At 66.2% G+C, this 13,675-nt stretch carries 15 protein-coding genes, 1 tRNA gene and 1 pseudogene; 9 read left to right on the top strand and 8 right to left on the bottom strand.

What is annotated here, in order from left to right; all coding sequences use genetic code 11:
- On the top strand, nucleotides 1-266 hold a 266-nt coding region (locus tag ABIB38_RS20300; RefSeq protein WP_429206508.1), incomplete at its 5' end, for a hypothetical protein.
- Between the two features lie 195 nt (nucleotides 267-461).
- Here ABIB38_RS20300 and ABIB38_RS20295 read toward each other — a convergent pair.
- From ABIB38_RS20295 to ABIB38_RS20275, 5 genes and pseudogenes are all read right to left on the bottom strand, one after another.
- Nucleotides 462-702 (bottom strand): annotated as a pseudogene (locus tag ABIB38_RS20295) (integrase core domain-containing protein); the annotation flags it as partial.
- 52 nt (nucleotides 703-754) lie between these two features.
- On the bottom strand, nucleotides 755-1,294 hold the full coding sequence (locus ABIB38_RS20290; protein ID WP_429206507.1) for an arsinothricin resistance N-acetyltransferase ArsN1 family B: 540 nt from the start codon (nucleotides 1,292-1,294) through the stop codon (nucleotides 755-757).
- Nucleotides 1,295-1,305: 11 nt separating this feature from the next.
- A complete protein-coding gene (arsH, locus tag ABIB38_RS20285) occupies nucleotides 1,306-2,022 on the bottom strand; it encodes an arsenical resistance protein ArsH (RefSeq protein ID WP_429206506.1) in 717 nt (238 codons plus the stop codon).
- Nucleotides 2,023-2,076: 54 nt separating this feature from the next.
- Nucleotides 2,077-3,357 carry an arsenic transporter gene (locus ABIB38_RS20280; RefSeq protein ID WP_429206505.1) on the bottom strand — a complete coding sequence of 427 codons (1,281 nt, stop codon included), beginning with the start codon at nucleotides 3,355-3,357 and terminating at the stop codon, nucleotides 2,077-2,079.
- A 58-nt stretch (nucleotides 3,358-3,415) separates the two neighbouring features.
- On the bottom strand, nucleotides 3,416-3,895 hold the full coding sequence (locus tag ABIB38_RS20275; RefSeq protein WP_429206504.1) for an arsenate reductase ArsC: 480 nt from the start codon (nucleotides 3,893-3,895) through the stop codon (nucleotides 3,416-3,418).
- Between the two features lie 280 nt (nucleotides 3,896-4,175).
- Here ABIB38_RS20275 and ABIB38_RS20270 point away from each other — a divergent pair, with 280 nt between their 5' ends.
- Both ABIB38_RS20270 and ABIB38_RS20265 read left to right on the top strand, forming a co-directional pair.
- On the top strand, nucleotides 4,176-4,541 hold the full coding sequence (locus ABIB38_RS20270) for an ArsR/SmtB family transcription factor (protein ID WP_429206503.1): 366 nt from the start codon (nucleotides 4,176-4,178) through the stop codon (nucleotides 4,539-4,541).
- A gap of 140 nt (nucleotides 4,542-4,681) precedes the next feature.
- Nucleotides 4,682-4,771, top strand: a tRNA-Ser gene (locus ABIB38_RS20265).
- 477 nt (nucleotides 4,772-5,248) lie between these two features.
- Here ABIB38_RS20265 and ABIB38_RS20260 read toward each other — a convergent pair.
- A complete protein-coding gene (locus ABIB38_RS20260; RefSeq protein ID WP_429206502.1) occupies nucleotides 5,249-6,184 on the bottom strand; it encodes a methyltransferase in 936 nt (311 codons plus the stop codon).
- Between the two features lie 160 nt (nucleotides 6,185-6,344).
- Here ABIB38_RS20260 and ABIB38_RS20255 point away from each other — a divergent pair, with 160 nt between their 5' ends.
- From ABIB38_RS20255 to ABIB38_RS20235, 5 genes are all read left to right on the top strand, one after another.
- Nucleotides 6,345-6,527: a hypothetical protein gene (locus ABIB38_RS20255; RefSeq protein ID WP_429206501.1), complete on the top strand. Its 183-nt coding sequence runs from the start codon at nucleotides 6,345-6,347 to the stop codon at nucleotides 6,525-6,527.
- A gap of 27 nt (nucleotides 6,528-6,554) precedes the next feature.
- Entirely contained in the window at nucleotides 6,555-7,436 is an 882-nt protein-coding gene (ypfJ, locus tag ABIB38_RS20250; protein WP_429206500.1) for a KPN_02809 family neutral zinc metallopeptidase, read from the top strand.
- Between the two features lie 177 nt (nucleotides 7,437-7,613).
- Nucleotides 7,614-8,798 (top strand): zinc-dependent alcohol dehydrogenase, encoded by a 1,185-nt coding sequence (locus tag ABIB38_RS20245; protein ID WP_429206499.1) that lies wholly within the window; start codon nucleotides 7,614-7,616, stop codon nucleotides 8,796-8,798.
- 26 nt (nucleotides 8,799-8,824) lie between these two features.
- Nucleotides 8,825-9,424 carry a hypothetical protein gene (locus tag ABIB38_RS20240; RefSeq protein WP_429206498.1) on the top strand — a complete coding sequence of 200 codons (600 nt, stop codon included), beginning with the start codon at nucleotides 8,825-8,827 and terminating at the stop codon, nucleotides 9,422-9,424.
- 150 nt (nucleotides 9,425-9,574) lie between these two features.
- Nucleotides 9,575-11,401 (top strand): M4 family metallopeptidase, encoded by a 1,827-nt coding sequence (locus ABIB38_RS20235; protein ID WP_429206497.1) that lies wholly within the window; start codon nucleotides 9,575-9,577, stop codon nucleotides 11,399-11,401.
- Here ABIB38_RS20235 and ABIB38_RS20230 read toward each other — a convergent pair.
- Together ABIB38_RS20230 and ABIB38_RS20225 are read right to left on the bottom strand one after the other, a co-directional pair.
- On the bottom strand, nucleotides 11,370-12,068 hold the full coding sequence (locus ABIB38_RS20230) for a M23 family metallopeptidase (RefSeq protein ID WP_429206496.1): 699 nt from the start codon (nucleotides 12,066-12,068) through the stop codon (nucleotides 11,370-11,372). The two genes, ABIB38_RS20235 and ABIB38_RS20230, sit on opposite strands and share 32 nt — an antisense overlap.
- A gap of 60 nt (nucleotides 12,069-12,128) precedes the next feature.
- A complete protein-coding gene (locus tag ABIB38_RS20225; RefSeq protein ID WP_429206495.1) occupies nucleotides 12,129-13,190 on the bottom strand; it encodes a L,D-transpeptidase family protein in 1,062 nt (353 codons plus the stop codon).
- 123 nt (nucleotides 13,191-13,313) lie between these two features.
- Here ABIB38_RS20225 and ABIB38_RS20220 point away from each other — a divergent pair, with 123 nt between their 5' ends.
- Nucleotides 13,314-13,616 carry a 2Fe-2S iron-sulfur cluster-binding protein gene (locus ABIB38_RS20220; protein ID WP_429206494.1) on the top strand — a complete coding sequence of 101 codons (303 nt, stop codon included), beginning with the start codon at nucleotides 13,314-13,316 and terminating at the stop codon, nucleotides 13,614-13,616.
- Nucleotides 13,617-13,675: the final 59 nt, after the last annotated feature.

Raw genomic sequence — 13,675 nt, 5'->3', positions numbered from 1 at the left:
TTGGACGGGGCCTGCGTGGTCTCGGTCATGGTGGTTTTTATATGACGGATTTTTTCGGGATCGAGGGCGGCGCTTCAGCGCCGGTGCGCGGCAGCACCATCAGCTTGGCTTGCGGGCCGTCGTCCATTGGGAACGACAAGCGCAACAGGCAGGTACTTTGGTGGCCTTCCAGCAGTGCTTGTAAATCAGACATCGTGGTTGCTCATCAGTTGAGCTGGACATTGTTGAATTCGAGATGCTCGACGTGGCTACTAGAGCGCGTCTGAACTTGCGATGAATTCCTTGACTGTAGTTATCAAACTGCGATTGGCCAGTGACAAATCGCAAGTCCCGCTCGACCGGCGCACATCGTGCCGATGGCAGGGGAAATCTATCGACTGAAGCACCAGCGACAGGACGGAGATGCGGAGAGGGAGCGATGTTGCAGAGACGGTATGGACGCCTTCCGGTGTCCTCATTCAGATGCCGGAATGGTGGTGCCGCTGGTTGTACCAGGTGAAGAAGGTCGCGCAGTGGGCCCGTGCGTCGGCCAGCGAGCCAAAGCGCGCCGGCAAGCCGGGCTGGTAACGCCAAGGTTTTGAATTGCGCCTCGGAATATGGGTTGTCATCCGAAACGTCAGGACGGCTGTGCGATTTGGCGATGCCCAGATCGCATAGCCGTGTAGCCACCGGTTTGGAGCGCATGCTGCTGCCGCGGCGCGACGGCGAGGTCATGTTGTCGGGGCACCAGCGGCGCCACCGGCGGCGGGCCCGGCTAGTCGGCCGCGCTATCCGGTTGCGGGGCGAGCAGCAGCTGCCAGTAGCCGACGTCGATCCGGCTGCCGAACTTGAGGCCCACTTCGCTGAAGTGGGCGACCTTGCGAAAGCCCAGGCGTTCGTTTAGGGCGACGCTGCGCGCGTTGGGTTGCGCGATGCCGGCGATGGCCGTGTGCAGCCCGCGCTGGCGCAATTCGTCGAGCAGGTGTGCGTAGAGGCGTCGGCCGTGCCCGCGGCCCGCCAGCGAGGGATCGAGGTAGACGCTGCTTTCCACCGCATGCCGGTAGGCCGGCCGGGCGCGCCATTTGGTGGCGTACGCATAGCCGGCCACCACGCCATCGACTTCCAGCACCAGCCACGGCAAGCCGCCGGTCGTCACGTCGGCGATGCGCCCGGCCATGTCGGGCGCCATGACCGGCGCTTCCTCGAACGAGATCGTGGTGGTGGCGACGTAATGGTTGTAGATGGCGCAGATGCGCGCGGCATCCAGGCTGGAGGCGGGGCGGATGTCGGTCATGGCGTCATGGTGGCGGCGCATGGCGCGGCAGCTCAGATGCGCGCGATCTGGCGGTCGATCGCGCGGTTGGCGCGCTCGCTGCGTTCGCTGTAGCGGTCCGTCAGGTAGGCGCTGCTGCCACGCATCAACAGCGTGATCTTGACCAGTTCCTCCATGACGTCGACCACGCGCTCGTAGTAGGCAGACGGGCGCATGCGGTCGTCGTCGTCGAATTCCTTGTAGGCCATCGGCACCGACGACTGGTTCGGAATCGTGAACATGCGCATCCAGCGGCCCAGCAGGCGCAGGGTATTGACCACGTTGAACGACTGCGAGCCGCCGCAGACCTGCATCACGGCCAGCGTCTTGCCCTGGCTCGGCCGCACCGAACCCTGTTCGAGCGGAATCCAGTCGATCTGGTTCTTGAACACCGCCGTGACCGCGCCGTGGCGTTCGGGGCTGCACCATACCTGGCCTTCGGACCAGATGCACAGTTCGCGCAACTCGACCACCTTCGGATGGGTTTCCGGCGCGCCGCCCACCATGGGCAGGTCGGACGGATCGAAGATCTTCACCTCGGCGCCGAACTGGCGCAGGATGCGCGCCGCTTCTTCCGTCAGCAGGCGGCTGAACGAGCGCTCGCGCACCGAGCCGTACAGCATCAGGATGCGCGGCGGATGGTCAAGGTCCGCGGCCCGGGCGAGCAGGGCGGAGGAAGGCGGTTCCAGGCGCGCGGGGTCGATGTTGGGCAGGTCGGCAATACGATGCATCTGAGGTTCCTCCAAAGTGGTTCAGCCTGCGCCCGGCGCAGGTCGGAAAGCCGGTCAGCCGAGGCGCAGCGCGAGCGCCGCCAGGGTCACGAACAGGATCGGGAGCGTCAGCACCAGGCCCACGCGGAAATAATAGCCCCACGAAATCCGAATGCCCTTCGATGCCAGCACGTGCAGCCACAGCAGCGTGGCGAGACTGCCGATCGGCGTGATCTTGGGCCCGAGATCGCTGCCGATGACGTTGGCAAAGATCATGGCTTCGCGCACGACGCCCTGGGCGCCGGTGTCGTCGATGGCCAGGGCGCCGATCAGCACGGTCGGCATATTGTTCATGATCGACGACAGGATCGCGGTGATGAAGCCGGTGCCGAGCGCCGCGCCCCACACGCCGCCCGCGGCGCATCGCTCGAGCAAGACGGTCAGGTAGTCGGTCAGGCCGGCGTTGCGCAGACCGTAGACGACCAGGTACATGCCGAGCGAGAAAATGACGACCTGCCACGGCGCATCGCGCAACACGGCGCGCGTGGCGATCCGATGGCCGCGCGCCGCGACCGCGAGCAGGAGCGCGGCGCCGGCCGCGGCCACGGCGCTGATCGGCACGCCGATTTCGTCGAGCCAGAAGAAGCCAATCAACAGCAGGCCCAGCACCCACCATCCGGTGACGAAGGTTGCGCGGTCATGGATGGCCGCGCCCGGTTGCCGCAACTGCGTCACATCGTAGTCGACCGGGATGTCCTTGCGAAACATCAGCAGCAGCGCCGCCAGTGTGGCGCTCACGGCGACCAGGTTGACCGGCACCATCACCGCCGCATAGCGGGCAAAACTGATGTCGAAATAGTCGGCCGACACGATGTTCACCAGGTTCGACACGACCAGCGGCAGGCTGGCGGTGTCGGCGATGAAGCCGGCCGCCATCACATACGCCAGCGTCGCCTTGGGTGAAAAGCGCAGGGCGGTCAGCATGGCGATCACGATCGGCGTCAGGATCAGCGCGGCGCCGTCGTTCGCGAAAATCGCCGCGACCGCGGCGCCCAGCAGGACCAGCAGCACGAACAGGCGCTTGCCGCTGCCCTTGCCCCAGCGCGCGACGTGCAGCGCGGCCCATTCGAAGAATCCGGCCTTGTCCAGCAGCAGGCTGATGATGATGACGGCGACGAAGGTGGCCGTGGCGTTCCAGACGATATCCCAGACGATGGGAATGTCGGACAGGCTGATGACGCCCGCCAGCAGCGCGAGCAGGGCGCCGCCGGCGGCGCTCCAGCCGATGCCCAGGCCGCGCGGCTGCCAGATGACGAGAATGAGGGTCGCGAGGAAGATGAGCGATGCGGCAAGCACGATGGTCCTTGTTGGAAGAGGGGGCCGGGACGCGGCGTTCGGACGCGCGAGGCGCCGGTCAGGCCGCCAGCGCGCCGATGCGGTCGAGTTCGGCCTTGAACGCCGCCTTGTCGCGCGCGAGCTGCGTCAAGGACAGCGCCAGGAAGGCCTGGATCCGCTCGACGATGATGGCGTAGGTGCGTTCGAACGCGTCCTCGATTTGCGCGTCCGTGCCCACCACATGGCCCGGATCGTCCAGGCCCCAGTGCGTGCGCAGCACGTTGCCGAGGTAGGCCGGGCAGGTCTCGCCGGCCGCGTTGCTGCAGACGGTGACCACGATGTCGGGCGTCACGGGCAGGTCGTCCCACGACTTGCTGTAATAGCCTTCGGTCGAGATGCCCTTGCGCTGCAGCAGGGCCACGGCGCGCGGATGGAGCTGCCCGGTCGGCTGGCTGCCGGCGCTGAGCGCGCGCCAGCCTTCCGGCGCGAGATGGTTGAAGACGCCTTCGCTCAGGATGGAGCGGCAGGAATTTCCGGTGCAAAGGAATAATACGTTCATGGATGGTCGTCGACAGGTGAAAACGCGGAGCCGGGCGCCGCCGGTGCGGCCGGTTCCGGCCCGCTGGCGTGCCTTTTCAAGCGTGCAGCGCCGGCTTCACGTACGGGCTCGGACTGCTGCGGTCGCATGGTGGCGGTTTACTCAATACTTCAAGAGACGTTGAGATGATGGCGATAGTAACATCCTCGGCCTGACGATTCAACAGCGATTGAATTTTTGCGCCACGCACGACAGCGGGGCGCAGGCGGGGTTACAATCGGCCGTTTATCAGGCGCCGCATATGGACACCAAACACGTACTGAAAGCCCTGGCCGCGCTGGCGCAAGAATCCCGGCTGGCCATATTCCGCCTGCTGGTCCAGACCGGCCCGGCGGGCCTGTATGCCAGCAAGATCGGCGAGGCCCTGCAGATCTCATCGTCCGCCCTGTCGTTCCACCTGAAAGAGCTCAGCCACGCCAACCTGGTGGAAGCGCGCCAGGAGGGACGCTTCGTGGTCTACACGGCCCAGTTCGAGACGATGAACGCGCTGGTGGGTTTCCTGACCGAGAATTGCTGCGCCGGTGAAGCCTGCGACGTGCCGGGGCAGGCGTGTTCACCCGGCGAGCGCGTTGCCGAAAGCGCTGGCGCCCACGGCAAGTGCGGGTGAAGGCGGCATGCGGCCGGCCTGCCGTGCGCGCTTGAGCGGTCCGCCGGCATGGAAATTTACCTGGCCCGCATGCCTTGCAACTTTCGCCAGGCGTCCGCTATAATGCGGCCTCGCTTACGCGACCACGCAGCACCGATTCAGGAGAGGTGGCAGAGTGGTCGAATGTACCTGACTCGAAATCAGGCGTACGGGTGACCGTACCGTGGGTTCGAATCCCACCCTCTCCGCCAAGCAGCATGAAAACAGCCACCGCAAGGTGGCTTTTTTCATTCCGGGACGTCACAGAGGAGCAGGGCGCTTTCGCGCCCTGCGTGCGTCCCCAAGGGGGGAGATTCGAAGGGCATCGCGTACTCGCGATGCCGCGGCCTGCAGGATGTAGGCGAATCCCACCCTCTCCGCCAAGCAGCATGAAAACAGCCACCGCAAGGTGGCTTTTTTCATTCCGGGGCGTTCACAGGCTAGCCGTCAACTACGTCGTCCCCGCGCAGGCGGGGACCCAAGTTCTGCAAACGTCGCCGATACGTTTGCAAGATTGGGTCCCCACCTTCGTGGGGACGACGTTTTTACGCTAACTCAAGAAGACTTTCGCCTTAACTTAACTTCATTACACCGCAAGGTGGCTTTTTTCAACCCGGCCGCGCGCGACCTTTGGGGCGGCCCTGTGCCGGACCCGCGCCCCGGCCCAGCATCCCGCGCCGCGGCGGTGCTCAGCGCTTGACCGCGTGCAGCCACACCGCCGCGATCCGTTCCACGTCCTCGTAGCCCGGTTCGCCCAGCTGGCCGCCGAAGATGTCGGGATCGAGCTCCTCGTAGGTCCAGGTGTCGCATTGCGCGGCCAGGGTCGGGCGCAGGCTTTCCAGGAAGTGGTCGTGCTGGCCGCACAGGGCCACGCCGGTGTAGAGCATCAGGCTGCCGCCGCGGCGCAGGCGTCCCAGGCCCTGTTCGACGATGCGGCGCGACAGTTCGGCGCCGCGCTCGCCGCCGCCATGGCGGTAGCGGCGCGCATCCGGATCGACCACGAAGGGCGGGTTCGACACCACCAGGTCGAAGTCGCCCTGCAGGCCGTCGAACAGGTCGCTCTGGGCCAGCGCCAGGTTGGACGCCCCGTTCAGGCGGCCGTTGACCATCGCCAGCTCGAGCGCCTTCGGGTTGATGTCCGCGCCGATCACCTCGGCGTGCGGGAACGTGCGCGCGATCGTGAGCGCGCCGGCGCCGCCGCCGCAGCCGATGTCCACCGCGCGCACCGGTCCGGCCCCGACGAAGGCGAAGCCGCGCCGCAGGGCGCCCACGAAGCGGTAGGTGTCGGGGCCGAAGAACACGGCGTCGTCGTCGCGCGTCGGCCAGGCCGAGTGGAACACCAGCATGTCGTCCAGGGTCGACGCCCGCACCAGCGAGCGCAGTCCATCTTCTCTTTCTTCCAGCACTCCGGCGTCGCGCATCAACGCCACCACGCTGGCCGGCAGCAGCGCGCGCTCGAAGGGGCGGCTCCAGCCGAACACGCCGCGCAGGTCGTGCGCGCGCTCGTTTCCGGGACGGTTGTTGATGCGGCGGTGGGTTGCGGGCGTGACCGTCATGAAGCGGTAACCGGCCTGGCGCAGGGCCGTGCCGAGGGCGAGGAGGGCGTTGGCGTTGGATGAGTTCATTGCGCCAGCGTGGCACGGAAGCCACTGCCGCACCGTGCGCGCACGCACGCAGGATGTGTTCGTGCGCGGACGGGTTTTGGTGCATGATGTGGTCAACCGGAAAACGTTGGAAAAGCCGGCTAAAAAAAATCGACCGGACACACCGAGAGAGAGAGAAATCATGACGAGCCTGGACCTGGACGACGTGCCGCGCAGCCGCATGGCGCGCGAGATCGCACGCGAGCGCCGTGAGCGCGCATTGCACGACGAATTGCGCGCCGGATTGGGCGCGCTGGACGACCTGCGCGGCAAGGATGCGCGTGAGCGCGCCGATACCTGCAATCTCAAGCGGGGTGGCAACTGAGCGGACAACAAGAAACAAGGAACATCGATGCGTTGGGAAGGTGACCGTGAAAGCGACAATGTAGAAGACCGGCGTGGCGACGGAGGAGGTGGCGGCGGCGGCTTCGGCCTCGGCGGGCGCTCGATCGGCATCGGCACGATCGTCGTCGCCCTGGTCGCATCCTATTTCCTGGGCGTCTCGCCCGCCACCATCCTTGGCCTGCTGTCGGGTGGCGCGCCACCACCGCAGGGGGCGCAGGTGGAGCAGCCGCGCGCCGAGCGCGCCGACGACCGCGAAACGCGCTTCGTGCGCACCACGCTGGCCTATACCGAGGACGCATGGGCCCAGCTGTTCAGCGAACAGGGCGCACAGTACACACCGGCGCGGCTGGTGCTGTTCGAAGGCCGTACCGCCACCGCCTGCGGTGTCGGCGAAAGCGTGAGCGGCCCGTTCTACTGCCCGGCCGACGGCAAGGTCTATATCGACCTGGGCTTTTTCCGCACCATGCGCCAGCGCTTCAACGTCGAGGGCGAGTTCGCCCAGGCCTATGTGATCGCGCACGAAGTCGGTCACCACGTACAGAACCTGCTGGGCATCTCGAACAAGGTGCAGGCAGCCCGCCAGCGCGCTGGGGAGACCGAGGGCAATGCCCTGTCGGTGCGCCTGGAACTGCAGGCCGACTGCTTCGCCGGCGTGTGGGCCAACCGCACCAACCAGCGCAAGAACATCCTGGAACAGGGCGACGTCGAGACGGCCCTGAACGCGGCCAGCGCCATCGGCGACGACGCCCTGCAGCGGCAGGCGCGCGGCGTCGTGGTGCCCGATTCGTTCACCCACGGCAGCTCGGCCCAGCGGGTGCGCTGGTTCCAGCGAGGGCTGGAGAGCGGGCAGGTCGCAGCGTGCAATACATTTGATGCCAATAAGATATAAACGGCATCAATTAATTGCCATTAGTACATAATTACCTGATTTTATTCAATAAAAGGCGTGAAAAGCCCCTTTCGTTGCCGTGCGCCTATCGCAATGCGTGAAGTTTTACCATAAGTTTGTGTCACATCAGCTCGTTTTGTTACGAGCAGTGACCAACCGAATCGTGAAGGAGAACTCATGCTGGCAATGAATTACCGCGGGCCATATCGGGTCCGCGCCGATCACAAGCCCGATCCCGTCATCGAGCATCCCGGTGACGCCATCGTGCGCGTCACCCGGGCCTGCATCTGCGGTTCCGACCTCCACCTGTACCATGGCCTGGTGCCCGACACCCGTGTCGGCCACACCTTTGGCCACGAGTTCATCGGCGTGGTGGAAGAGGTCGGGTCCGGCGTGCAGCGCCTGAAGGTCGGCGACAAGGTGCTGGTGCCGTTCAATGTGTTCTGCGGCTCCTGCTTCTTTTGCCAACACGAGTTGTATGGCAATTGCCACAACACGAATGCGCAAGCGACGGCGGTGGGCGCGATCTATGGTTATTCGCACACGGCGGGCGGCTACGACGGCGGCCAGGCCGAGTACGTGCGGGTGCCGATGGCCGACGTCGGCCCGATGGTCATCCCCGACGACATCCACGACGACGACGCCGTCCTGATGACCGACGCGCTGCCCACCGGCTACCAGGCGGCCGAGATGGGCGACATCCAGGAAGGCGACACCGTGGTCGTGTTCGGCGCCGGGCCGGTCGGCATCTTCGCCGCCAAGTCGGCCTGGCTGATGGGGGCGGGGCGGGTGATCGTGGTCGACCACGTCGAGTACCGCCTCGAATTCGTCAAGCGCTACGCCCAGTGCGAGGTCGTGAACTTCAAGGAAGTAAAGGACATGGCGCTGCACATCAAGAAGATGACCGACTGGATGGGCGCCGACGTCTGCATCGACGCGGTCGGCTGCGAAGCGGCCGGCAACACCATGCAGACCATCACCGGCGTCTACACGATGATGCAGGCCGGTGCGGCGACCGTGCTGCACTGGTGCATCAACTCGGTGCGCAAGGGCGGCAACGTCTCGATCGTCGGCGTGTATGGACCGACCTTCAACGCGGTTCCGATCGGCAATGCGCTGAACAAGGGCTTGACCCTGCGCATGAATCAGGCCAGCGTGCGCCGTCACCTGCCGCGCCTGATCGAACACATCCGCGCCGGCCGCATCGATCCGAAGCAGATCATCACCCACCGCATCCCGCTGGAAGAAGTGTCGGATGCGTATCACATTTTCTCGAGCAAGCTGGATAACTGCATCAAGACCGTCCTGATTCCGCCGCGCGCCAACGAAACTCGCGCCGTCAAGGCCAGCGTCCAGCAGTGAACACACGATCGAGCACAGGAGAAACCATGGAAACACGACACGATATCGTTACCGCCAACGACCAGCGCGACGGCCAGCACGCGCCCGGCGAGCACGACGGCGAAGGCCACGTCGGCCATGTGCACGGCCACATCGCGCCGCGCCGCCCGACCCGCGACCAGTTGCAGCACATCCAGGGCTGGGGCGCCGACCTCGACCGCAAGAACCGTCCCGGCGTGCCGATGGAACGCACCCCGCCCCGCTTCATCAACGTCCCCGACGGCGACCCGGCGCCGCAGGAGCAGCACGTCGAAGTGCTGGTCTCGACCGAGCGTCCCGGCCGCACGCCGCTGTTCGGCTCGGTGCAGCCGCCGTCCGGCCTGTCCGGTGCGATCCGGCGCCTGGCGTTCAGGTCCACCGAGAATGACGTGCGCCACTGGCTGCTGTTGTTGCTGGCCGACCGCGTCAACGTGGTCGAAGGCATCGGCGACGACCTGGCCAAGGGCAAGGTGCCGAACATCCTGGCCGAGATGGGCATCAAGTCCGAGCTCAAGCACAATCCGGCCGGACTGGCGAAGAAAGTGGCGATCGGCGCGGCCGTGGTCGGCGCTGCCTGCTACCTGATGAAACGGCGCGACCGCCGCTAACGCTGAACTCGGCCTGTCGGCAGCAAGCCATGACCGTGTTGTCAACATTGACAACGCGGTCATTGTTTTTGAGCAAACCAACCTTTACGAGCTCGTCCATCATGGTCGATGACCGGCGCCCCCCGGCCCGGCATACCGGATGGAGACGAGATGATCCCGCAACCGCTTCTCAAGGCAGCCCTGCTGGCGGCTGCCATCCTGTTCGCGCCCGCCGCGCCCGCCGCGCCGATGATGGCGCCGCCGCTCAAGCTGGACGCCAAGGCCCAGGCCCAGGTCGTCAGCCAGCTGGCGGCGCGCCGGCCGGCGGTCGGCCTCGACGCCGACCACGGCTACAAGGTCGTGGCCCAGCACCCGGGCGTGCAGGGCACCCACGTGGTGCGCGTCGCCCACCTGTACAAGGGTCTCAGGATTTTTGGTTCGGAATCCGTGGTGGTGCTCGACGCGCGGCGCCAGATCGTGTCCGAGAGCGCCTCGCCGCGCCGCCTGCACCTGGGGCGCGGGCCTTCCAACCGCATGCAGGGCGCTACAAGCGGCTTCAACGTCAAGCCGACCGTCAACCGCAAGGCCGCGATCGCCGTCGCGCTGCGCGACATGCCGGAGGGCGTCGTCAACGTGGTGCCGCCGACCGCCGAACTGCTGATCTATCCGATGATGCGTGACGAGCGCGCGCCCGGCGCCGAGGGCAAGCTCGAGTCCGAGCTGAACGCGGCCGACCTGGTCGAGACTGTCGACCGCTACGAGCTGGCCTGGCTGGTGCGCCTGCGCATGAAGGCGGACCGGAAAAGCGGCGAGCAGCCGCTGTACTACGACGTCGTCGTGAACGCGCGCGACGGCGAGATCATCGACCGCTGGAACATGCTGCAGACGGTGGAAGGCATCGGCCACAGCCAGTACAACGGCCAGGTCCCGCTCAGCACCACCTTCGCCAACAACGTCTACCAGATGCTCGACCCCGAGCGCGGCAAGGGCGGCTCGTTCGGCGCGATGGCGATCACCAACGCCAACCATGGCACCTCGAGCGGCCGGGTGTACACCAACACCGTCAACACCTGGGGCGACGGCAAGCAGTTCGTCGAGGGCGGCAGCACCACGGGACCGAACGGCCAGACCGCCGCCGTCAACGCCATGTGGGGCTTGAAGAACACCTATGACATGCACAAGAGCGTGCTGGGCTGGCTGGCGCTGGACGGCCAGGACACGGCCACCCACATCGCGGTGCACGTCAACCGCGGCTACGACAACGCCTATTACAGCGATACCTGCCGCTGCATGTTCATCGGCGACGGCACGTATTTCACGAACCTGGCCTCGATCGACGTGGTCGGCCACGAGATGGGGCACGGCATCACGGCCGCCACCTCGAACCTGGTGTACGCGGGCGAGCCGGGGGGCCTGAACGAATCGAGTTCGGACATCGCCGGCGAGGTGGTCGAAGCCTATGCGCGCGCTGGCGGCAAGGGCGATGTCATCCCCGAGACCGGCAACGACTGGATGCTGGGCACGGAGATCAGCCGCACCGGGACGCCGCTGCGCTGGATGATCAAGCCCAGCCGCGATGGCAATAGCCACGACGCCTGGAGCGCGGGCCTGCGCCGGCTCGACGTCCATTACAGCAGCGGCCCGAACAACCGCATGTTCTACTTCCTGGCCAAGGGGTCGAGCGCGGAGAATGGCAACGATGCCTGGAGCCGCTACCTGGTCAGGCAGCCGCTGGCGATGACGGGCATCGGCATCGACAAGGCCTACCGTATCTGGTTCCGCGCCAATACGACCAAGTTCACGTCCAGCACCAATTACCTGGATGCGCGCGCCAAGATGATCGAAGCGGCCGGCGAACTGTATGGCGCCGGCGGACGCGAGGCGATCGCGGTGCAACGCGCCTACGCCGCGATCAATGTGGGACTCGATGTCGACGAACCGGCGCCCGCGCCGTCGAATGCGTCGGCTACTGGTCGGACATTAGTGGAAACGGATTGAGCGGGGTGCCTTTCCACCACTCTTTTTCGGGCGTCAGCGCGACCACGGCGAAATGCAGGTGCGGCGCGGCTGGATCGGCATTGCCGGTCGCGCCGACGTAGCCGACGATGTCGCCGCGCTTGACCTCCATGCCTTCCTTGATGTTGTCGGCATAGCGGTCGAGGTGGGCGTAGTAATAGGCGTACTGCTCGCCCGGATCGAACTGGTAGACCGTCAGCCCGCCCGGTTTGCTCTGGAACAGCTTGACCACCTTGCCGTCGGCCGCGGCGCGCACCGGCGTGCCGGTGGGCGCCATGATGTCGAGCGCCTCGTGCTGGCGCTGTTCGCCGCGCGGCTGGTAGAACGTGTCGGTCAGCTGGTGTGAGGCGATGCCCTGGACCGGCACCAGCAGCTTGCCGGGAACGGTGGCCGGGGCCATCGGCGCGGCGCCTTGGTCGGGTTGCGGACGCAGCGGCAGGTCGGCGTCAAGCAGGTTCGGTTCGACCACCGGCGCGGGCGGCAGCTGGCCCTCGATCCGGGCCGCGGGCACGCCGACCGCGTTTGCAAGCGGCGGCGCGGCGGCGAGTTCCGGCGCCGGCGCCGGCGGGTTTGATCCGTCGCTCAGCAACACGAACAGCACACCGGCGCCCAGCAGCGCGCCAACGATCAGGGTCATCAGCCATTTCATCGCGTTCTCCGTCGGGCGCCTCCCGCGCCGCTGTTTTGTTGGTGTGAAGCTCAGTCGGGATTACTTGACGAGTTCGACGTCGGTGCCTTCGCCGACCACCGCGCCCACTTCGGCGGCGCTCCAGTTGGTCAGGCGGATGCAGCCATGCGACTCGGTCTTGCCCACGTGGCCGGGCACCGGGGTGCCGTGGATGCCGTAGTGCGGCTTGGACAGGTCGATCCACATCACGCCGACCGGGTTGTTCGGCCCCGGCTTGATCTGGGTCTTGCTGTCGCCCGGCTTGGCATCCCAGAACAGCTTCGGGTTGTAGTGGTAGACCGGGTTGGCGTGCACGCCATTGATCTTCCAGTTGCCGACCGGCAGAGGATCGCGCTTGCTGCCGGTCGAGACCGGATATTGGGCCAGCAACTGGCCGCCGGCGTCATACAGTTGCAGCGTCTTGGTCGAGTCGCGCACCACGACCCTGGCTGCAGGCGGCAGCGGCTGCTTGCCGCTCACGTGCGGCACCATGATCCGTTCGCCGGCCTGCGCCAGGGACTTGCCTGGGTTGAGGCGCTGCAGCAGGGCCGGGCTGGCATGGAATTTTTCGCCCAGGCCTTCGAGCGCGGTGGCGTAGCCGAGCGCGGGCAGCTTGGCCTTGCCCATCATCGTGTCCGGGATCGGCTGGAACGGACCGGCCACGTCTTCTGCGGTGATCGTATATTCGGCCAGGGTCGGGCTGGGATCGACGTTCAGCGCGTTCCAGGTGGCTTCGTCGAGCTTGCCGGTGACCGGGAGACTGCGCTGGGCCTGGAAGGTGTTCAGCGCCTGGCGCATGTTCGAGCCATAGGCGCCGTCGATTTCGCCCGGCGACAGGTGCTGGCGTTCGAGCAGGACCTGGGCCCGCAGCAGGCGTTCGAATTCGGCTTGTCCGGCGACGCCGGGGGCCTGGGAGGCGCCGGGTGCAACCGGCGCAGGGGTGGCCGGCGCAGGTGCCGCCGGAGCAGGCGCAGCCGGCATCGGTGTGCCCGCTGCGGCTGGCTGCTGGACAGGAGCGGGCTGGCCGACTGGCTGTTGCGCGAAGGCATAAGGGAAAACGCCTCCGAGGGCGGCGATCAGGGTCAGTGCGGTGGCTTTCTTCATACGGTCTCCTGCAGTATGCTTCTGGAAACCGTAGCGTAAGGACATGAATCGACCGGGTCTGTGCGTGAACGAACTCTTCAATCTCGTCCGCTTTGTTCCACCCGGCGCTACAATCAATGCACCATGTCGTCCATCAGCCATACCGTCACCCTCGTTCCCCTCGGCGCCAGCTTTTCCGCGCAGGAAGACACGACCCTGCTGCGGGCGCTGGAGGCGGCCGGGCTCGATGCGCCCAGTTCTTGCCGCAACGGCACCTGCCGCACCTGCATCTGCCGCCTGCGCGAAGGCACGGTGGCCTATATGGTCGAGTGGCCCGGCCTGTCGTTCGACGAGAAACGGGAAGGAGCTATTTTGCCTTGTGTGGCGCTCGCGCGCAGCGATCTCGTAGTGGAATTGCCGCTGGCGCGGTGGCGCCGGCCGGACTGAACGGCTCATTGCATTGACGGGCTCAGCGGACCGACCGGCTCGTCGGACCAGCCGGCGCA

Origin of the sequence: Massilia sp. UYP11 (genome assembly GCF_050434805.1) — a bacterium.
Lineage (GTDB): Bacteria > Pseudomonadota > Gammaproteobacteria > Burkholderiales > Burkholderiaceae_D > Telluria.
This window is presented reverse-complemented; position numbering and strand designations above follow the sequence as displayed.